Genomic DNA, 20268 nt, shown 5'->3' with positions numbered 1-20268 from the left:
CCATAGCAAAATTGATGTATTAGCGTGTATATATGTTTTCCCGCGGAGACGGTATATTAAACAAAGATCTAAATGATATTGATTATCAATATCATAATAATATAAAGTCTCAAGGGGGATTTACATTGTACAAAATAATATCGTTAGGAAAAACAAGCATGATAGCCGTTATGCTTACGCTGGTGCTGCTGTTGAGCGCATGCGGACAAGCAGCTAATCAGGGGAATGCTCCAGCTAGCACGTCGGCTGAAGTGGCTAAAAGCACTAATGATTCTGTAGTTGCCAGCTCGGAGCCGGCTGCTGATGCAGAGTACTGGACATACGAAAGCGATAAAGGCCCGGTGCAGATTCCACGCAATCCACAAAGAGTTGTGATCCCGGTACAAGACTTTATTGGTGATCTTCTGACGCTTGGCGTGACGCCCATTGCCGTTGCCGGGAATGACATCCTGAACCATCCATATTTCAAAGAGGCACTGACCAGTGTTGAAGTAGTAGGCGATGACATGACGGTGTCCCTGGAGAAAATAACGAGCCTCGAACCGGACTTGATTATCACTTATCAGGAAGATACCTATGAGCAAATCTCAAAGATTGCTCCAACGGTCTTTATTCCTTGGGGCAAATACGACTATAAGGAACGATTGATCGAGATCGGGAAAATCTTGAACAAGGAGCAGCAGGCTGTAAAGTGGGTGGCGGATTTCAATCAGAAGCTGGAAGCGAAGAAAGCGGAATTGTCTGATCTGATCGCAGCTGATAAAAAAGTGGCGATCTTTGAAATTGCCGGTAAAGAGCTGTATTTATATGGTTCGTCATATGGGCGTGGTGGAGAGATTATATATAACGGATTGGGGCTGCATGCACCTGATCTTGTCCAAGAGGCAGCCTTTAAAGAAGGCTGGGCTTCCCTCTCACTCGAAGCGTTGCCCGAGTACTTAGGAGAAGCTGATTATATCTTCCAAGGCTTCAGCCGTGGTGTGGAGCAGGATAAGCTGGACATTCTGGACAGTGTCTTCTGGCAAAGCCTACCTGCTGTTAAGGCGGGTCATGTATTCACCTACGATCTTAAAACTTATTATCTCTCCGATGCTTATGCGCTGGACAAGCAGCTGGATGAGATAGTTACGTTGCTGAAGTCTCTTCAATAAGTTAATTTCAAAAGAGTAAAAGGGGATGTTCGCGGAGCTATAGTAGCTCAGGGACATCCCTTTTGCGTATTCATTTTCCAAGCTAAGGCAGATTACAAATTCCATTAGTTGCATAAAAAAGCAATCAAGAACAAATAGTATGGGCAGGAGGTGTTGATTATGGAACCCTTGAACTCTACTATTTTGGACGATAATCTTAAAGAGCTTCAAGAAAGACTTGGCCATAGCCCTGATATTGTTATTCGTAGAATTAAATCCACCACCACACAGGTTGAGGTAGCTGCCGTATATATTGAGGGATTAATAGAAAAATTGATGGTCAATGAGTTCGTGGAGCATGCGATGTCGTTCGATAAGCTAAGTGAAGAAAACCCAGTGATCACATCGGCTGAGGACATCTTTTTGTATATGAAAGAAGTGGCGAGAGGAATCGGAGAAGAACAGACAGTTAGAGATTGGGATGTGCTTTTTGAGGCTTTATTCTCTGGAGATACCATTCTTTGGATAGACGGGATAAGGGAAGCAATCAGAGGGAATACAAGCGGCGGTGAGGTTAGAACGGTATCGGACGCTACAACTCAAGTAGCCATTCGTGGCTCCAAGGAAGGCTTTACGGAATCTATTGGGACGAATATCTCTCTGGTACGCAGGAAAATAAAAAGCCCTAATCTCTGGGTGGAGTCGATGAAGATAGGTGACGTAACCCAAACGAATGTATCTATTATGTATATCCATGGGATCGTCAATGATAATACCTTACATGAGCTTAGAACTAAGCTGCAAAGTATTGATATAGACGGGATTCTGGAATCTGGATACATTGAGCAATTTTTAGAAGACACTCCCTTTTCCCCATTCCCAACACTATACAATACTGAACGTCCTGACAGTGTGGCTGGAAATCTTTTAGAAGGACGAGTTGCTATTTTTGTGGATGGAACCCCGTTTGTGCTGATTGCACCCACTTCCTTTTTTATGTTTTTACATGCAGTTGAAGATTACTACCAGCGTTATGATATTACGACTTTGATTCGAGTATTGAGATTTATTTGCCTTATTATTTCGTTATTTGGCCCAGCACTCTTTATTGCGATTCTGAATTTTCATCAAGAAATGATCCCAACAGCCCTACTTATTAATTTCGCTTCGCAAAGGGAGGGGGTTCCATTTCCGGCCTTTATTGAGGCTATGCTGATGGAATTTACCTTTGAGATTATACGTGAAGCAGGAATTCGTATGCCATCCCCTATAGGTCAAACTGTATCGATTATCGGCGGCTTAGTGTTGGGTCAGGCAGCGGTGCAAGCGGGTATTGTCTCACCTGCAATGGTTATTGTAGTTTCACTTACAGGAATATCCAGCTTTGCTACTCCTGCTTTTAATATGGCTCTTTCCATACGCATCTTGCGTTTCATCATTATGTTTATTGCAGCCTTTATGGGGCTTTATGGAATAACGATCTTTACTTTTATTATGGTTGCTCATATGTGTAGCTTGAAATCGTTGGGATTTCCCTATATGTCTCCGTTTGGCCCTTTTATCGCTGAGAATCAGAAGGATTCCATCCTGCGCGTGCCTTTGAAATATATGAGAACTCGGCCGCGTCTTGTTAGCCAAAAGAATAATACTCGACTTAAGGTGAATGATGGAAAGCCGGGTAGTGGCAAATGAAGATCGGATGGATGATGCGTTCATTTATTTGTATATGCTGCTTAATGTTGCTGACAAGCTGCTGGAACAGTAGGGAATTAAACAATTTAGGCATTGTGACTGGTATAGGCGTGGATAAAGTACCGAATAAAGAGGAATATCATGTTACTTTTCAGATTGTGAATCCATCCTCAACAGCTACAAGTGCAGGAGCTAGCACCGGACAACCCACGGTCACTATTTATTCTTCTACGGACCGTACGATCTTTGGCGCTTTTCGCAAGACTTCAAAAAAGGCGGCAAGACAGATGTTTTTTGCACACACGCAGCTATTAGTTTTAGGCGAATCTACAGTGAAGAGCGGTATTGATGGGATTTTTGACATCTTTGAAAGGTCCCATGAGCTGCGGCTCAACACGAATGTTATTGTAGCCAGAGATACGGAAGCATCCTCTATTCTGAAACTATTACTTCCAGTAGAAAGCCTGCCTGCAATAGGGATTATTAAAAAGAGTAAAAATACCGCTAGAATATATGGAGAAAGCCGGGATATCAATGTTTTTGAGCTAATTAATGGTCTCAGTGGAGAAGGGTCAGTAGTGATATCCGGAGCCAGAATTCTTGGAGACGCTGAAGAAGGAGCTAAAAAATCCGGGATGGAGCAAACTAAAGTAAAAGCACTTGTCACAATGAGCGGGCTTAGCGTATTGAAAAAAGGGGTTCTTCAGGGATGGCTGGATGGACCTCTTGCCCGGGGGGCACTGTGGGTACAGAACGAGATTAATGAAACCAGTATTAATGTAGATTCAGATGAGGTTAAGGATTCGATAGCCGTGAATATTAATCATTCAAAAACAAAAATTAAGATTGAACTCCGCAATAAAGTACCCGTCATTCATGTAAATGTTGTGGAAGAGGGGACACTTAGTGAGGCTCAGAGTTATATTGAGCTAAGTAATAGAGAGGTAATCGTTCAATTGGAACAACAAGTGGCTCTTAAAACTAAACAGGAAATAACCCAAGCCTTACAGGCTGCTCAAACTATGAAATGCGATATTTTCAATTTCGGGAATGAACTGAAGCGTATAAACCCAAAAGCGTGGGAGACCGTTAAGGACAATTGGGAGTCAGTGTTCGCCGAAGCGGAAGTAGACGTTTCTGTGGAAGCATATATTCGCAGTGTAGGAATGAGGTTAGAGCCAAAATTGTTAAAGGAAAAATGACAGGGTTCAGTGAGAAAGGTGGGAGAAGGCCACTTTATGAAAAAAGAAACCATCAGCGTGAGTCAATTATTTGCTTTGATTTTTTTGTTTGAATTGGGAACGGCCCTTGTGGTACCGATTGGACTTGAAAGTGGCCATGCTGTCTGGATTGCTATTCTGTTAGCTTTGCCCGGTGGACTTCTTTTGTATTTAATTTATGTTTATTTATACCGGCAATATCCCGGCATGATTATTAGCGGGTATACAAGAAAGATACTGGGCAATGTTATAGGCTGGCCGTTAAGCTTAACATACATTCCAATCCTTCTCTTCAATGGCTCTCGAAATCTGCATGAATCAGGTGAGTTGTTAATAGCTGCTTCTTACGACAGAACACCCGTGTTCATCATTTATGCAATGATGGTTGTTGCGGTAATTTACATCTTAAATAAGGGGATTGAGGTGTTTGCGCGGGCGGCTGAGATTTATATGCTGATTATAATATTGTTGGGCTTGACCAGTTGCTTTTTGGTTATTGCCGCCGGACTTGTAAAACTAGATAACTTGTTTCCGTTACAGGCCTCGGATTGGAAGAATGCATTAAAATCAGCCTATCTGAATATATGGCTATTTCCGTTCGGGGAGATGGTATGTTTCACTACGATTTTACCTCATATCAAAAAAACCAAGGTAGCAAAAAGAACCGGAATCATCGCAATGACTTTATGCGGATTATTACTCAGTTTTACCCATGCCATCGAAATATCCGTTCTAGGAACAGAAATCTACAGTAGAGCCAATTTTCCGATGTTCACTACGATAACGTTAGTAAACCTGGCCAATTTCATTCAACGTTTGGACGCGCTTGTGCTCTTAACCTTAATCATTGGAGTATTTTTTAAAATGTCAGTATATTGCTATGCTGCAATGGTAGTCACTGCAGATCTATTCAAGGTGCAAGACAGCAGGAAGCTCGCTGTTCCCGTTGGTATTGTTGTTTTGTTCGGGGCTTTTATTAGTTCAGCGAATTATCCGATACATATGGACGAAGGAAGGATATTTCTGAAATATATTTTGCCGTATTTCTGTGCCGCTGTACCTATTCTCTTGTTTATCGTTCATTACATCCGCAGAAAATTAGGAAGCATAGGTTAGTTTATTTTATTTGATGGATTTATTGCTTCTATTTCGGATAGAGGATGTAATTGTATTAACAAAAGGTAAGGAGATAAAAACGAGCATAGTTATTGATTCCTGTATGCTTGTAGCTGCAAAGGAGTCATAGATCGTCCGCATTGAAGTGGTGAGGGTTTCTCCTGATAAAAGGTCGATGATTACTGCCATCAGCAACCCCATAAAAGCAAGCATGAAATATAGTGATAGTAATTTCATAATGATCAACTCCATTTGCTAGATTAACCTTAGGCTAAATGTATTATTACCTCTTGAGTGTTTTTGTAGTCAAAAGAAATAACAAATCCCCTACTGCTCCAATGTTGTTGGAAGCAGTAGGGGATTCTAATTTAAGCGCATTTTATTGTGTAAGCCAAGCAGCCAGCTCTTCGGTCTGGGATAACACGGCAATTGGATCATAGTACCAGGAACGTTCTTCTTTCCATACATAGAGATGGCCATTTTTGACAGCGGGTAGGCTACTCCAGATTGGATCAGCTTTGTAATCAGCTTCTGTACGGTTATTGGAAGTTAAGATAATATAGTCTCCTGCGTATTTAGCGAGTGCCTCTGTAGAGATTTCCGCCCATTGCTTCTCCATAATTTCTGCGGCCACAGCTGTAGGGGGCTTTCGACCCAGCGCCTGATAGACAGGCTGTCCACCTCGGCCAAAGTTATCGCCATAGGCCCAAATGGATTTTCCGCCGTCTTCCATGATGGAAAACGTTGCATCTGCAGGGAGTACTTTGTCTACTTTGGCTTTAGCTTCAGCTATCCGTTTGTCGTAATCTGCAAGCCAGCTTTTGGCTTCCTCTTCTTTACCAAGGAGTTCTCCGAAATAGGTTAATTCGGCATGAGCATCTTTCAGATCACCATATGGCACAACGATGGTTGGAGCAATTTTGCTTAGTGCTTCATAGCTTTCAGCTTGTCCAGAAATAATCAAATCAGGATTAAGTGCGATGATTTTTTCAGGTGACATTTTGCCGTAAGTTCCAGTGTCTGCAACTCCAGTAAGTGCCTCCTTAAAATACATATTCTCCAGTGTTAATCCGGGAGCACCAACAGGGATGGTATCTAGCGCAATCAGACTGCCCAGGTATTCCTCAGCGACAATCCTTTTAGGTTGAACAGGAATTTCAATATCACCATTTATAGTAGTGACCTTTTTTAGAGCAGCTGTTTCCGTAGTTTCTGTTGGTTGACTAGTTTCGGTAGGTGCTGTAGTAGCCGCTGATGTGTTGCTGGTGTTACTGCCTGTATTCCCCACAGAATTATTGGAATTCCCGCAAGCTGATATGACTAGAATTAATGCCAGCATGAGGGGAAAAAGAAGCCAATGGGATTGTTTGGTGCTATTTTTTCCTGGATTATGCAATTTGTTGTTCCTCCTATGTATATTGATTATCATTCTCAATAAGAACTTTACAAGCTTCACCGGGTATTTACTATGGACGGATATGATCTCAGCTTATGCAAATTTATGATGTCATTACCCGTAGCAATTCTTGAAGCTGTGCCTGTGAGGACAGTGGGTCAAATCCGTAGAACATATCACCTTGGTTCAGAATATATACCCGTCCGTTACGTACTGCATCTAATTGCTTCCAAGCTTTAGAATGTAGTAGGCGAGTAAAACGTTGTCTTCCCTCAGAAGATGAAGGGATGCTGGTGATAATAATATGGTCAGCAGGAAACGATACGATATCCTCAATAGATGCCTCTAAATATCCGGAATCGGTGATCCCTTTTTCAATAATTACGGAGGGGGGCTTGAAGCCAAGATCACCGTATAAAATTTGGCAACCTCTGCCGAAGCTGCTACTGAAACAGTAGGCGGATCGGGAGCTAACCTCCCACACGATAGCTGTACCTCTCTCCATTCCTATTGCATGGTTTAATAACCCGTTGGCAGTAAGACAAAGACTGTCATAATGACTTAGCCACTGTTCAGCACGCTGTCGTCGATTCACAACCTCGGCAATCAGAGCAAATTGCTCTCGCCAACTCATTTGCATAAAGGGCAGCTCAATAACCGGAGCAACAGGAGTCAGAATCTTATTGTCCGGTAGACTGTAGCCGATAATGACATCTGGCTTTACCGCAGCTACTGAGTCATAGAGTAATGAAAATTTGCCCTCGCTCATTTGAAGCTGTTTGGAAGCGGGAACTTGTTCCAAGCTATGTTGCCATTCGGAATAAACCCCGAGTTGAGGCATGATTTCCAGTACTCGCAGGCTAGCGGTGTGATTATAGTTCAGGGCAACGACCCGTTTATTCTTATTCTGGTAGGCTGTAGGTGAAACGCCAACAAGCTGCTTGAATTTTCGGCTCAAATAAGTTCCCTCTTCGTAACCAACCTCATGTGCCAAAGTAGTCAGATTGGGGGAACTGGTGAGAATTCGTTGCTGGGCTTTTCGGATTCTTAATAGTGTAATATAAGCACTGAAGGATAGACCTATTGATTTGCGAAAGGCTCGCGAAAAGTGCTCAGGGCTCACTTCAGCTAAAGCAGCCATTTGATCCCGTGTGATATCTTCATTGTAATGAGCTTCTATATACTCCGTCACTTGCTCCATCCAACTGCTTGATCTTTCTTTACGGGATGTCAGTTCACTATGAAGCTCCACTAGGAACTGGGTGAATAGCTGCTGGACCCTAAACGGCTTTTGCTTATCAGCGTCTATCCAGGCACTGTAAAGCTCACCTGCCAAGGCTGTCAAACGTGTAGAGGCATGGTGGACAGGGGAGTTGTCATTTATAAAAATGTCCTCATCTTTACTCTGGGGTATACAGGAATACTCAATCCATATCCCCTTTAACTGTAATTCAGGTTCCATCTTCAATAAAGAAGAACTACTAAGGGCTATTAAGCTTCCGGCCATGACCTTGTGTAGCTTACCGTCTATTTCAAGAAAACCTTTCCCATCCCAGATTATCATAAGGCTGGAATTAGTAGAAGGGATGTTCGGGGTTGTGCAGTTGGTTCTTCCCGATAAGCTGATGACCCGAAGGGGCATATAAAAAGGATGGGATGGATAAGGCATCCCGTCGGATTGGATCTGCATGTAGTAATCCCCTTCTTTTCATTGATAATCATTCTCATTTATAGTATAACAGTCTTTCTTACTATTGACTATAATGATGCTTATGATAGTGTTTAAAATAATCCACGAACGGAATAGGGTTAGCTGATAGGAAGGGGTTGAAGATCCATGACGACCTGGAATTTACAAGGAACCGTAAGTCACTTGTTAATATGTAACGGTAGCAGCTGCAAGAAACAAAAAGGTGAAGAGGTAGCTGAAGCGATAGAAGATGAGATTGAGAAGCAGGGCGCACAAAGTCTTATACATACGACTGTGACCCGTTGTAATGGAAGATGTTCAGATGCTTGTGTGGTGATCGCTTATCCCGAAGGTGTATGGTACAAAGAGATTACACCTAAGCTGGCGAAATCATTAGTGCGGAAACATTTACAGGGGGAGAAGCTTGAAGGTCACGTGTTATACACCTATGATGGACAATTGATTGCTTCAAATGAAAAGGGCGCTAAAGGGAAAAAGAAAAAATAGCAAGGCTTGGGAGTACCTTTTAGTTGCGGTTCTAACCCTGTACAGAGGAATATCTCGTGCAGGGTTATTTATTTATAAACAGGGGAGGATTATGATTGAATCGGATCATGACCAGACTCGTAATAGGACTGTGTGCTTAATTAAGGACATCAAATTTGACTTGCAGGGCTAACGTTGACTATGCTATTAAAAAGTGAATGAAATAACACAGTATATATGATGGTTTATAGGGGAGAGGGTACGATGGAGAGGCTGCAGGTGTGGCCAGAGAAGTTCAAAAAATTTTTTCTGAATAATAAATTTGTAGTAGTGCTGCTCATTATGCTGCTGGTTGGAATTAATATTCTGGTATTCTCCAAAATACCGTTTATTTTTAAGCCGATATCAGTATTGCTGCACACCGTGGCCGCACCATTATTACTGGCAGGTATAGCTTATTATTTGCTGAATCCGTTGGTAGATCGGATGGAGAAAAGATCCCGAATAAAACGTGTATATGCAATAATCATCCTATATTTGTTGATTGCTGGTATCATCACGCTGGTTTTGTTTATGGTCATTCCAATTATACGGACTCAGCTATCAGGATTGATCGACAATTTTCCAAGGTATAGTGAATTAATTCAAGAACGGTTTATGGATCTGACCGGTACGGAGTTCTTTGGGCAAGTTCAAGACAGTATCGGAACGAACCTAAGTGAGATAACATCTAAGATAACAGCGTGGGGCAGTTCTTTTCTGAATAATGCCTTGACGGGTGTTGGCAGCTTTGTAGGAGCCCTTACAGAGATTGTCTTGGCGGTTGTAACGACGCCATTTATTTTGTTCTACTTGCTTCGCGATGGGAAAAAATTGCCGGATTATATTCTGAAGTTTGTACCTACTTCTCTGCAGCCGCAGACTCGTATGGTCATGTCGGAGATGAACAGTCAGGTATCCTCTTACATACGCGGGCAAATTATAGTCAGCTGCTGTATTGGTCTGCTGCTCTATATTGGCTATTTAATCATTGGTTTGGAGTACTCTCTCGTTCTGGCTATCGCTGCTGCTTGTACAGCAGTTGTTCCTTATCTGGGCCCGGCAATCGCGATTACACCTGCCCTAATTGTGGCGATGGTCACTTCTCCATTTATGCTGCTGAAGATGATTATCGTGTGGACAGCTGTTCAGCTGATTGAAGGGAAATTCATCTCACCACAGATCATGGGCAAGACGTTGAAGATTCATCCGATAACCATTATTTTTGTAATTATATTCGCAGGTAAAATGTTTGGAATTCTGGGGATTATCCTTGCAGTTCCGGGTTATGCGGTACTTAAGGTGGTATTTACACATCTTTTTGAATGGTTCCGGTTTCGATCCGGCTTATATAAACAGATTGAAGAGAATAAGGAATAATGTGGAAGGGTGAAATGTAATGGGAGGACCAATAGCAGTAACCTCTTACGGTAAGCTTCAAGGAATACAGGAGGGGGACGTGAACATTTGGCGCGGGATCCCTTTTGCAGCTCCACCTGTTGGAGAACTTCGGTTTCGTGCACCACAGCCACCAGAGGCCTGGGATGGGATTAGAGATGCTTCTGAATTTGGTCCAGTTAGTCATCAGCCAGCGGATACGAGAGGTACTCGGTTCGGTGGCAAGACGCCGCTTCATTCCGAGGATTGTCTGTATTTAAATATTTGGGCGCCAGCAGTTCATGATGAGCCCCTGCCTGTTATGTTCTGGATTCACGGGGGGACGTTTGTGACCGGGGCTGGAAGTCAGCCGCAGTTTGACGGCACAAGCTTCGCTGAGCGAGGCAAAGTAATTTTAGTGACCATTAACTATCGGCTGGGTCCATTTGGATTCATGAATTTGTCTCCATTTGCCCATGGGCTTGCTTCTAATCAAGGATTATTGGATCAAATTGCCGCGCTGGAATGGGTAAAACTGAATATTGCTGCTTTTGGCGGGGACCCGCAGCGGGTAACTGTATTCGGAGAGTCAGCAGGGAGTATGAGTATCGCAGCCCTTTTGGCTATGCCAGCAGCGAAGGGGTTGTTCGCTGGCGCGATTATGCAAAGTGGGGCTGCTCAGACGCTGCCTAACGAGCAAGGAAAGTACATTGCAGCTGCACTGCTAGCTGAATTAGGGATTGCCCCAGATGGAGATGCCAGTCTTCTGCAAACATTTTCTTCTGAACAAATTATCGATGCAGCCGCAAGAATGACTAAAAAGTTAACGGGTGGCTCAATTGGCATGTTATTTCAGCCTGTCATTGATGGGGACATACTTCCTGTAGAACCAGCACAGGCTGTGGCAGAAGGATCGGCACATGGTATTCCGCTATTGATCGGAACCAATCGCGATGAGGGCAACTTGTTCTTCAGAGAAGAATCACCTGAGGCAGACTTTGACGAATCACTCAAGGCGCTGGAGCAGATGATGGGTACTGGGAGTCTGAAGGAAATTGCTAACCATTATTCTTCCACCTGGGAGGGACAAGCTGAAATTCTAACGGATCTTTACTTCTGGGCAACCTCGGTGTCTCTGGCGGAAAACCAATTGAATTATGCACCAGTCTGGATGTACCGTTTTGACGGCACGATCCCAGGGCATCCTTTGTTAAATAAAGCTGTGCATAGTGCAGAAATCGTTTATGCCTTTAATAATCTATCTCATCTAACCCATCTTAGGGCAGAAATTAATCCAACGATGCAGAAGTTGGCTGAAGTTATGCATGACGCTTGGATTGCTTTCGCTCATCAAGGAAATCCGGCTACAGCAGAGAGGGTATGGCCGAAATACAATCTGGAGGAACGGGCTACCTTGATCTTTGATGAAGATACGCATGTAGCTTATGATCCTGAGTCAGAGAAACGCAAAAGAATTGTCACTATGCTGGCTTAAGAAGTTTGAGAGGCTGAATAAAGATGCAGGTAGAAGGTTTTAACCATGTGACCGTAAATGTCAGTAATTTAGCAAATTCCCTGAATTTCTACACAGGAATTCTGGGCCTTCAGCTAGTTCATAGAGGTAAAACTGATGCTTATCTGGAATGGGAAGTGCCTGGATATGTCTTCTTGAAAAGCCTGATTATATGGCGATTGCAGATAAAGGGGTCGGGGTAGATCACATCGCTTTTAGTATTGCAGAGGAACATTTTAAGGAAGCCGTCCAAGGATTGCAAACCCAGAATGTGCCCATAATTAGAGGGCCAATCAAACGGGGAATAGGCTGGACGGTCAATTTTCTAGATCCAGATGGTATACAGCTGGAGCTGCATACCTCGAATCTGCGGGAACGAATGAGTGTTTGGAACACTGCTACCGAATAAAGATGGGTGTCCTATCAGCCTAAACGGCTAATGGGACACCCATTTTTTTAACGACCTAAATATTCTTTGATTCCTAAAACTACTGCTTCGGCTATTTTATTTTGGATGTCCGGGGTAAACAGCAATGCTTCATCCTTGGTATTGCTTAAGTAACCACATTCTAATAATATTGCGGGCATTTTGGTTTCTCTTGTTACATGATAGTTTGCTTGACGAACCCCTCGGTCCTGTAGTCCTGTAGCAACTGCGAGATATTTGTGAACGGTTTGAGCGAATAATAAGCTATCATTACGTGTGTAATAGGTCTCTGTGCCACTAGGGTTACTTTTACTGCCCGCCGGAATACTATTGGCATGAACAGAGATAAATAGATCGGCTTTTACATTGTTGGCGAGGTTAGATCTGTCCTGTAGAGTTGGGTATGTATCGCCACTGCGCGTGAGTATAACCTCGATATTTGGTTCTTTCTTTAGTAATTCTGCAATTTTCAGTGCTGTCGGTAAGGTGAAATCTTTCTCTTTAAGCTTGTTAACACTTGAACTCCCTGGATCTTTCCCACCATGTCCTGCATCGATGACGATTATCTTCTTGTCTGTGTTGCCGGTAGAAGGTGGAGGAGTTATAACCGGTACTTCTGGTAAGGTGGTTTCAGGAAGCGTAACGCTAGTCCCATTAAGATCCACAATAATAAGTCCATCATTAGCATTTATCAGACTGTAGCTATTAGCGCTGTTTAGATCAATGACGATCCGAATGGTAGATGGGGAACTGCTGAATAATGAATAGCGAACGGCAGAGACATTAGGATAGTCAGTAACCGTTAACTGTCCGCTTTGGTTCTTTCCTACGGACAGATTCTGATGGAAGTCGGTTCCAAAGCCAGTATTCGGTAAATCCACGACAATTCGGTCTTTGTCTGTCATAGTGAACACGGTAGGTTTTATGATGCCGTTCACTGCAATAACCAGCTGGTTATCGATGAAGCTTAGATTGGTGACTGTAGCTACTGAGCTATTCCCTTCATTTGCTGTATTCCCGTTTGATCCGTTGTCTGAAGGTGCTGTTGGAGTGGGTTGTGGAACCGTAATTTCCGGTTCGCTTCCCCCAATCTCAGGTACTGGAGAGGTTAAATATACGGTTTTGGTTACATTGTCCCAACCGACAGTAGTTCCTGTCTGTTCCCCAACAAATCTTAAAGGAACAAGGGTTGTGCTGCCACTGAGAAACGGAGGATTGTCCAGTTTGACTTGTTTCCCTGAAGCTTCTGCCATCGTATTATCCACGATCAGCTTTAAAGTAGTTCCCTTTTGCTCAATGATCGCCGTCTTGGTCACATTATCCCATTTCACGGTATAACCAAGCTGTTCCGCAACAACACGAAGAGGAACCATTACACTGCCATTTACAATTTGTACCTGTGCTTCTTTTGAAATCTTAAGATCGTTGCCGTCTAGGTTGATGTGTGTTTCCGCAGAGCCGGCATAACCAGTTCCTGGATGAACCAGCACCAACAAAAGCAGCAGTAACGCCAAAAAACCAAACTTTTTCATCTGCAATCCCTACCATCCCCGTTTATTGGTCTCTAGCAATTCTTACTTTTTCTTCCTTTGATGCCGTTTAAGGCTCGTATAAAGTATAAACGACAATAGTTTCCAAAAGTTGCGCTCTACAACAGATAAAAAGGAAAATTTTCGGTATAAAAATAGAAAAAGAGCCTTCCCAAACATTTGGGATAGCTCTCATTTGCTAGAGAGATTTTATTTTAACGATGTATAACCTGTTTTCTCTACCAATTTCTGACCTTGAGCAGATTGAATCCAATCCAGAAAGGGCTGAATATTAGGGTTGTCGCTTCCCGCGGTCACTGCATAAAATTCTGTTGCCAAAGGGTACTGTCCACTACGAATACTTTCCTTGTCTGGTTGGATATCATCGATGGCCAGCAGGGCTATTTCCCCGTTTTGATTCATTTCTGAGGCATAAAATAAGAAGCTGTAGCCCAGTGCATTTTTATAGTTTCGATAGCTGGAGGTTTGTTGAATGATACCGCTCATAATATCCGCTACGTCTTCTTGAGGCGGCTTCATGAGTGGAGTGTCCTTCATAAACTTTTGCAACATCGTCTGGCTTCCGCTATCTTCAGGTCGTTGAAAAGCACGGATTCGGTTATTAGCTCCGCCTACATCTTTCCAATTTGTGATCTTGCCTGCGTAAATATCTTTAAGTTGAGCGGTGGAAAGTCCGGTTACGTCGTTTCGTTTGTTTACAAAAAATACGAAGGCCTCGCGGCCGATCGGCGTAAGCTTCAGTTCGACACCTTTTCTTTTAGCTTCTTTTTGTTGTGCAATTGACGGAGCCGCTACAAATATAATATCGGTTTCTCCTTCAATTAATCTCTTGTAAGCTTCAGGCGTGCTGCTGCAAATTACTTGACTTGTTTGAAAATCATACGGATTATAATAACCCTCAGGATAAGTAGATTGAACGAAAGCTGAATACAGTGGATAAAGTGCGGTTGCGCCGTCCAATCTTGGAAGATCGCTATCGATATGATAGGAAGAAGGCTCGTCCAGATTCACTGCTTTGGTCTTTTCAGCAAAGGGTTCATACTGTAGCAGATTAACCTCCCGATCATCGACCATGGCAATTCTGTTGACGTACGCTTGCTTGATCTCATATCCTGCGGTCGCGAGCAAACTAAGTCCGAGGATAGATAACAATACAATATTGCTTGTTCTTCGGGACAACACATTAAATATGATGAGTACAACATAGATGGCTAATACGATCGCTAAGATCGCCACAAGTGGGGTATAAAACAGCAGTCCTCCGTAAAGCGCAGTAATTATAGCACCTATGAATCCTAAAAAAGCTATTCCTCCAACGGCAAAAATGGAGAACAATAATTTCGTCCAGAATGCTTCTTTCATAACAACCTCCTCGACATGATTACTAAACTATGGAAAAATCAACATAATTTCATTATACAGAAGTTTTTTGGATGAAGCAGTAGAACAATTACGAATAAACATGTAATAAAATGCTGCGAAACATGAAAGTAATGTGTACATTTTCATAAAGTACTGGACGAATGGCAAGAAGAGGTTTATTCTGAGATTGTGAAAAAAACAACGGAATACAAGATTCTCGGGGTAGGGTGAAATTCCCGACCGGCGGTAATGTTCAAAGCGAACTGAGCCCGCGACTCACTTGTTCTGCTTGCAGAGAAGTGACTGATCTGGTGTAAATCCAGAGCCGACGGTAAAGTCCGGATGGGAGAGGATCATAAGATAAAGACGCTAGGAGTCTATCCTTGTACGTCTTTATTGATAATGCCCCCGAGTTTACCTTTTTGGTAATTCGGGGGTTTTTGGTCTCTTATCGAGGGTTTGTATCGACAAGGAGAAGGAAATTATGAGTAATGTTACAGCTTCATCATCATCTAAGGTTGGCAGTACATCAACGCTACGCAGTGGATTTTGGCTCGTTGTGATTGGTGCAGCATTATGGGGCGTTGATCCGCTCTTTCGTATCATCCTGTTAAAATCCTTAACCTCATCGCAAATTGTTCTTCTGGAGCATGTGGTGCTTTTCTTGGCTGCTTCACCTGTTCTTTGGCGTCACCGGGCGGAGCTTAAAGGAATTGGATTTCGCCAGATTGGTGCTTTATTGATTGTTTCATGGGGAGGCTCTGCCGGGGCGACGATCCTATTTACGATGGCACTTTCCAGTGGGGATTTGAATGCGGTGCTGTTACTGCAGAAGCTTCAGCCAATATTCGCTATCGGTCTCGCTGCTTTAATTCTTAAAGAACGTTTGCCAAAAAATTTCGGACCACTCATTGTGTTGGCGCTGGTAGGAACCTATCTGCTGACCTTTGGCTGGAGTATCCCTTTCGGACATGTGAATAACTTTATTGGGGTTAGCAGTCTGATGGCCTTGGGAGCAGCTGCACTGTGGGGGGGATCGACAGTCATGGGACGTTATCTGCTCGGTTCTATGAAATATGAGACAGTGACTTCGCTGCGGTTTATCCTTGCGCTTCCTTTACTTTTTGTTATCACTACGCTAGAAGGTGCCCCGTGGCAGATTCATGGCGGGTTTGGTGCATCGGCAGCTATTGCGGTTAATCTATTGCTGCAAGCTTTGCTGCCAGGACTTCTTAGTATGTTGTTGTATTACAAAGGACTTAGCACGACGAAAGCTTCCTTCGCCACATTGGCTGAACTCAGCTTTCCTATGACGGGAGTAATCATTAACTGGATCGTGTTCCAACAGCTGGTCACTATCCCGCAGATTCTCGGATTTGCCTTGATCTGGGTCGCTTTATTCTTTTTATCTAATCAACAGTCCAAACCACAAACGCTCTGAGCAGATTGAAGTGGAATGGTTCTACCTATATAAAGATGATTCGAAGCCGTATGGCTTTCGGATCATCTTTTTTTGTATGTGATTTTACTCCTTGCTTAGATCAAATCGACTGCAAAAACTGCTGAAATGTTTCTAACGTAACATATAGCAGAGTTAATAAAGCGTTTACAATTAGGGAGTGCACAAAATGACTGTGCTGCTGAGTACATAATCCATGATTAAATTATTTAGGAGGAAGCAGACATTGAAGAAATCATTTGTATTATTTATGATTCTGACCTTTCTTATTTCCCCTTTTACGTTTGGGCAGTCTGCTCAAGCGGCAGGAGATGAGAATATTGCCCTAGGAAAGCCTGCTATATCCGATAGTGAGCTTGCAGGATATGAAGCGGGTAACGCAGTAGATTCCGATGAATGGAACACACATTGGACGGCGAATGACGGGAGCTTTCCTCATTGGCTGGAAGTAGATCTGCAAGGTGCATATGATTTGTCAGGTGCAACCGTCATCTGGAATGCATGGAGTTACATTAATCAATATACGATTGAAGTATCACGTGATCATAAGGTATGGACAACAGTTGTGGACAAAAGTCAGAGCAGCAGTGTAGAGCAAACTCAGTACAATGCTTTTAAGCTGCGGAATGTTTCTTATGTAAGGGTCAACCTGACCGGCATCAACGGCGGAAAATGGGCAGCCATTAATGATCTGAAGGTCTGGGGTGTTCCCGCAGCCAGCGCGCCGCATGAGCCGGCACAGGGTGAAATACAAACTGTTCTGCCAGTACGGTTGAACACGGAAATTGGGCAAGCCCCTGAGCTTCCAAGTGTTGTAACTGTGGTATATAGCAATTCTGACACGGAGGATGCTCAGGTTGCTTGGGATGTGATCCCGCCAGCAGAGTATTCCCGTCCCGGAACCTTTACAGTAAGCGGTTCTATCTCAGGTACTGTGCAGAAGGCAGTGGCGAAGGTAACGGTAGTAGGTGACAGCAGCACGCCTATTGTTGGATTTGAGAGTATAAATGTCAGCACAATTACGGATGTGCCTGCTTTATTGCCATCAGCGGTAACGGCTATATACGAAGATGGGTCAAGCAAACAGCTGCCTGTAACCTGGGATGACCTTACTGAAGCGGAGTACGCGGTTGAAGGAACTTACAGCGTAATGGGGAAAGTTGCAGGGACAGACCTACAACCCACAGCTGATATTCAGGTTACTCCGCTTGTGCTGCAATCCGGGTTCATAAAAGGTGCGGACATTTCCACACTGGAAGCGATTGAGGATGCCGGTGGAAAGTATTACGACAATGGAGTAGAAAAGGATTTGCTGGATATTCTTAAAAGCCGGGGTGTAAATTACATTCGGCTGCGTTTATGGAATGATCCTCAGGAAGCTGGCGGCTATAATGACCGTGAGCATGTTGTGGAAATGGCGCAGCGTGTCAAAGCCAAAGGCTTTAAGCTGTTGCTTGATTTCCACTACTCTGATTTCTGGGCTGATCCCGGAAAGCAAAACAAGCCGGGAGCATGGGCGGATTACTCCTATGATGAATTGAAGCAAGCGGTATATGACTATACCAAAGATGTTATGGATGAGCTAAAGGAAAAGGGAGCTTCACCCGATATGGTCCAAATCGGAAATGAGATTAATGGGGGCTTGTTATGGCCTGACGGCAAATCCTATGATCAAGAGAATGCTTTTGAGAAGGTTGTTCCGCTTCTGGAGAGCGGAGTGAAGGGAGTTAGAGACAGCGAGGGTGCAGGTCAGGATATCAAAATTATGATCCATCTTGCTGAAGGTGGCAAAAATGATATGTTTCGTTGGTTCTTTGACGAATTAACGCAGCGGAATCTTGATTATGATGTGATCGGCGCGTCCTTTTATCCGTATTGGAGCGGAACGATGGATAGCCTGCAGTTTAACTTGGACGATATCTCTAAACGATATGGTAAAGAAGTGATTGTGACGGAAACCGCGTATCCTTACACGCTGGAGGACGGCGACAATTTTGAGAATAACATCGCCCGCCAAGATCAGCTGGACGGCAGTGGCTTCCCAGCTACGGTTGCAGGTCAAATGGCGGAGGTCAAAACAGTAATGAATGTATTGTCCAAAGTACCCGATGGTAAAGGAACAGGCTTGTTCTATTGGGAACCAGCTTGGATTCCAGTGCAAGGTGTAGGCTGGAAGGTAGGCGAAGGAAATGCTTGGGAGAATCAGGCAATGTTCGATTTTGCAGGGAATGCACTCTCTTCATTAAATGTCTTCAAAACCCCGGTGGCCGGTGAGGGGAGCGAAGAGGAACCCGGAACGGGAGGGAATCCTGGCACTGGTGGGGAACCCGGAACGGGAGGAAATCCCGGCACTGGCGAGGAACCCGGAACGGGAGGGAATCCCGGCACTGGCGAGGAACCCGGAACGGGAGGAAATCCCGGCACTGGTGAAGAACCCGGAACGGGAGGAAATCCCGGCACTGGTGAGGAACCCGGAGCAGGGGTTAATCCTGATCCTATCATCACCGTTAGAGATTCAAGCGTTGTAAATTCAGCAAATAAAGCAGTGGTCGAACATACAACGGCAGGACAACTTCAGGTGAAGGCACAAGCAGGAATTTCCGGCATAGCTGATATCACGCTAAGTATAGAGGATATCAATAAGGCGTTGTCGAGGCTTCCGGCGGATGGAAAACTGGTTATTTCTGTTCTGCCATCGACGGGAGAGCTTAAGGGAGCAGTCGTTCATCTTCCGTTGAGTTCTATACTAGAGCAGGGCAAACATCCTCAAATAGTAATTGTATATGGGACGGCCTCTGTTACGGTTTCTACGGAAGCTAGTGCAGGAATTATAAAGACGGGAGCTAAGGAACTAACGCTCTCACTGGTTCAGGTAGCTACGCCAACCTTGCCTTCACCATTGGCAACTGGAGCAAAAGACTATCCGGCCTATAACATCCATGTGTCAGTAGACGGGACTTCTATCGATGTTTTCAAAAAAGGAGCAATATCGGTAGCCTTCCACTACAAGCTGAAGCTCGGGGAGCAGAGCCAGCGGATTGCTGTTTATTCGATACTTGCTGATGGAAAACTCGAAGTTATCAAAGCTGTGCGGTACAACCCAACCGCGGAACAGATTGTGTTTAATCCAAGTCATTTCAGCATTTATGCTGCGGGGTACGCAGAGGTGGGGTACACAGATTTAAAAGCAGCAGATTGGGCCACGTTAGCGATTGAATCCTTGACGGCTAAAGGGATCGTGCAAGGAATAGGAAACGGAATCTTTAATCCGCAAGGGGAGGTTACACGCGCTGAATTTGTCAGCATGCTGCTGTCCGCGCTGGAGTTAAATGCAGAAAGAGGAACAGGCAGTTTTAAAGATGTGAACCTTGATGCGTGGTATAGCTCTGCTGTGAATACTGCTGGGAAATTGGGTGTTGTACAAGGACATACGGATGGCACTTTTGGCCCGAATGATAAATTGTCCCGTGAAGAAATGGCAGCTATTTCATACCGTGCGCTTAAGCTGGCGGAGAAAGTGAACGGTCAGAAAGATGTGAACGTTATTTCTTTTAAAGATAAAGACCTGATCTCGTTGTATGCCAGTGAAGGGATAACAGCGCTTGCGCAGGCTGGGATTATCAATGGATTCGAAGATGGCAATTTCCGCCCGCAAGCCCATACAACACGCGCTGAAGCGGCTTACATCATACTCAATCTTTTGCAGTAATAATAGGCAGACAGGCAATAACTGTGCTCGAAAAGGCAGTTAGGGCCTGTCTTTACCACATTTTTTAGATATTTATCTTTTCGCAAGTAGGGATTGTTTGTA

Annotated in this window: 14 protein-coding genes, 1 pseudogene and 1 riboswitch; of the genes and pseudogenes, 10 read left to right on the top strand and 5 right to left on the bottom strand. The window is 43.9% G+C overall.

Going from position 1 to position 20268, the window contains the following annotated elements; translation table 11 throughout:
• The first annotated feature begins 125 nt into the window (after positions 1-125).
• From NYE58_RS25375 to NYE58_RS25360, 4 genes are all read left to right on the top strand, one after another.
• On the top strand, positions 126-1151 hold the full coding sequence (locus NYE58_RS25375) for an iron-hydroxamate ABC transporter substrate-binding protein (RefSeq protein WP_341003314.1): 1026 nt from the start codon (positions 126-128) through the stop codon (positions 1149-1151).
• Between the two features lie 159 nt (positions 1152-1310).
• A complete protein-coding gene (locus NYE58_RS25370) occupies positions 1311-2822 on the top strand; it encodes a spore germination protein (RefSeq protein ID WP_341003313.1) in 1512 nt (503 codons plus the stop codon).
• Positions 2823-2866: 44 nt separating this feature from the next.
• Positions 2867-4024, top strand: a complete 1158-nt coding sequence (locus NYE58_RS25365; protein ID WP_256716083.1) for a Ger(x)C family spore germination protein — start codon at positions 2867-2869, stop codon at positions 4022-4024.
• A gap of 36 nt (positions 4025-4060) precedes the next feature.
• Complete coding sequence (locus NYE58_RS25360) at positions 4061-5158, top strand: GerAB/ArcD/ProY family transporter (protein ID WP_341003310.1); 1098 nt, start codon at positions 4061-4063, stop codon at positions 5156-5158.
• 6 nt (positions 5159-5164) lie between these two features.
• Here the strand turns inward: NYE58_RS25360 and NYE58_RS25355 are convergent, their stop codons facing one another.
• From NYE58_RS25355 to NYE58_RS25345, 3 genes are all read right to left on the bottom strand, one after another.
• Positions 5165-5395: a hypothetical protein gene (locus NYE58_RS25355; RefSeq protein ID WP_076220622.1), complete on the bottom strand. Its 231-nt coding sequence runs from the start codon at positions 5393-5395 to the stop codon at positions 5165-5167.
• Positions 5396-5537: 142 nt separating this feature from the next.
• Positions 5538-6497, bottom strand: a complete 960-nt coding sequence (locus NYE58_RS25350) for an ABC transporter substrate-binding protein (RefSeq protein WP_445671789.1) — start codon at positions 6495-6497, stop codon at positions 5538-5540.
• A 160-nt stretch (positions 6498-6657) separates the two neighbouring features.
• The gene (locus NYE58_RS25345; RefSeq protein ID WP_341003307.1) at positions 6658-8244 is read right to left on the bottom strand and encodes an AraC family transcriptional regulator; all 1587 of its coding nucleotides are present in this window, start codon (positions 8242-8244) and stop codon (positions 6658-6660) included.
• A 147-nt stretch (positions 8245-8391) separates the two neighbouring features.
• Between NYE58_RS25345 and NYE58_RS25340 the strand changes: the two genes are divergently transcribed.
• The 4 genes and pseudogenes from NYE58_RS25340 (at position 8392) to NYE58_RS25325 (ending at position 12068) form a co-directional block, all read left to right on the top strand.
• Positions 8392-8751: a (2Fe-2S) ferredoxin domain-containing protein gene (locus tag NYE58_RS25340; protein ID WP_341003306.1), complete on the top strand. Its 360-nt coding sequence runs from the start codon at positions 8392-8394 to the stop codon at positions 8749-8751.
• 243 nt (positions 8752-8994) lie between these two features.
• Positions 8995-10149 (top strand): AI-2E family transporter, encoded by a 1155-nt coding sequence (locus NYE58_RS25335; RefSeq protein ID WP_076127413.1) that lies wholly within the window; start codon positions 8995-8997, stop codon positions 10147-10149.
• 19 nt (positions 10150-10168) lie between these two features.
• On the top strand, positions 10169-11641 hold the full coding sequence (locus NYE58_RS25330) for a carboxylesterase/lipase family protein (RefSeq protein WP_076276698.1): 1473 nt from the start codon (positions 10169-10171) through the stop codon (positions 11639-11641).
• A gap of 23 nt (positions 11642-11664) precedes the next feature.
• Positions 11665-12068, top strand: a pseudogene (locus NYE58_RS25325) (VOC family protein).
• Positions 12069-12115: 47 nt separating this feature from the next.
• Here the strand turns inward: NYE58_RS25325 and NYE58_RS25320 are convergent.
• Complete coding sequence (locus NYE58_RS25320) at positions 12116-13618, bottom strand: N-acetylmuramoyl-L-alanine amidase family protein (protein WP_341004297.1); 1503 nt, start codon at positions 13616-13618, stop codon at positions 12116-12118.
• Positions 13619-13825: 207 nt separating this feature from the next.
• Positions 13826-14998: a substrate-binding domain-containing protein gene (locus NYE58_RS25315; RefSeq protein ID WP_341003305.1), complete on the bottom strand. Its 1173-nt coding sequence runs from the start codon at positions 14996-14998 to the stop codon at positions 13826-13828.
• A gap of 209 nt (positions 14999-15207) precedes the next feature.
• A riboswitch (FMN riboswitch) is annotated at positions 15208-15356 on the top strand.
• A gap of 126 nt (positions 15357-15482) precedes the next feature.
• Here NYE58_RS25315 and NYE58_RS25310 point away from each other — a divergent pair.
• Together NYE58_RS25310 and NYE58_RS25305 are read left to right on the top strand one after the other, a co-directional pair.
• A complete protein-coding gene (locus NYE58_RS25310) occupies positions 15483-16439 on the top strand; it encodes a DMT family transporter (protein ID WP_076219781.1) in 957 nt (318 codons plus the stop codon).
• A 244-nt stretch (positions 16440-16683) separates the two neighbouring features.
• On the top strand, positions 16684-20166 hold the full coding sequence (locus tag NYE58_RS25305) for a glycosyl hydrolase 53 family protein (RefSeq protein ID WP_341003304.1): 3483 nt from the start codon (positions 16684-16686) through the stop codon (positions 20164-20166).
• The last annotated feature ends 102 nt before the right edge of the window (positions 20167-20268 follow it).

Source organism: Paenibacillus sp. FSL L8-0708 (assembly GCF_038009325.1).
GTDB lineage: Bacteria > Bacillota > Bacilli > Paenibacillales > Paenibacillaceae > Paenibacillus_AQ > Paenibacillus_AQ odorifer.
This window is presented reverse-complemented; position numbering and strand designations above follow the sequence as displayed.

Excerpts from the sequence above, each read along its gene's own strand:
- NYE58_RS25370 (WP_341003313.1), top strand. The coding sequence starts at position 1,311 with ATGGAACCCTTGAACTCTACTATTTTGGACGATAATCTTAAAGAGCTT.
- NYE58_RS25365 (WP_256716083.1), top strand. The coding sequence starts at position 2,867 with ATGTTGCTGACAAGCTGCTGGAACAGTAGGGAATTAAACAATTTAGGC.
- NYE58_RS25360 (WP_341003310.1), top strand. The coding sequence starts at position 4,061 with ATGAAAAAAGAAACCATCAGCGTGAGTCAATTATTTGCTTTGATTTTT.
- NYE58_RS25355 (WP_076220622.1), bottom strand. The coding sequence starts at position 5,395 with ATGAAATTACTATCACTATATTTCATGCTTGCTTTTATGGGGTTGCTG.
- NYE58_RS25350 (WP_445671789.1), bottom strand. The coding sequence starts at position 6,497 with ATGCTGGCATTAATTCTAGTCATATCAGCTTGCGGGAATTCCAATAAT.
- NYE58_RS25345 (WP_341003307.1), bottom strand. The coding sequence starts at position 8,244 with ATGCAGATCCAATCCGACGGGATGCCTTATCCATCCCATCCTTTTTAT.
- NYE58_RS25340 (WP_341003306.1), top strand. The coding sequence starts at position 8,392 with ATGACGACCTGGAATTTACAAGGAACCGTAAGTCACTTGTTAATATGT.
- NYE58_RS25335 (WP_076127413.1), top strand. The coding sequence starts at position 8,995 with ATGGAGAGGCTGCAGGTGTGGCCAGAGAAGTTCAAAAAATTTTTTCTG.
- NYE58_RS25330 (WP_076276698.1), top strand. The coding sequence starts at position 10,169 with ATGGGAGGACCAATAGCAGTAACCTCTTACGGTAAGCTTCAAGGAATA.
- NYE58_RS25320 (WP_341004297.1), bottom strand. The coding sequence starts at position 13,618 with ATGAAAAAGTTTGGTTTTTTGGCGTTACTGCTGCTTTTGTTGGTGCTG.
- NYE58_RS25315 (WP_341003305.1), bottom strand. The coding sequence starts at position 14,998 with ATGAAAGAAGCATTCTGGACGAAATTATTGTTCTCCATTTTTGCCGTT.
- NYE58_RS25310 (WP_076219781.1), top strand. The coding sequence starts at position 15,483 with ATGAGTAATGTTACAGCTTCATCATCATCTAAGGTTGGCAGTACATCA.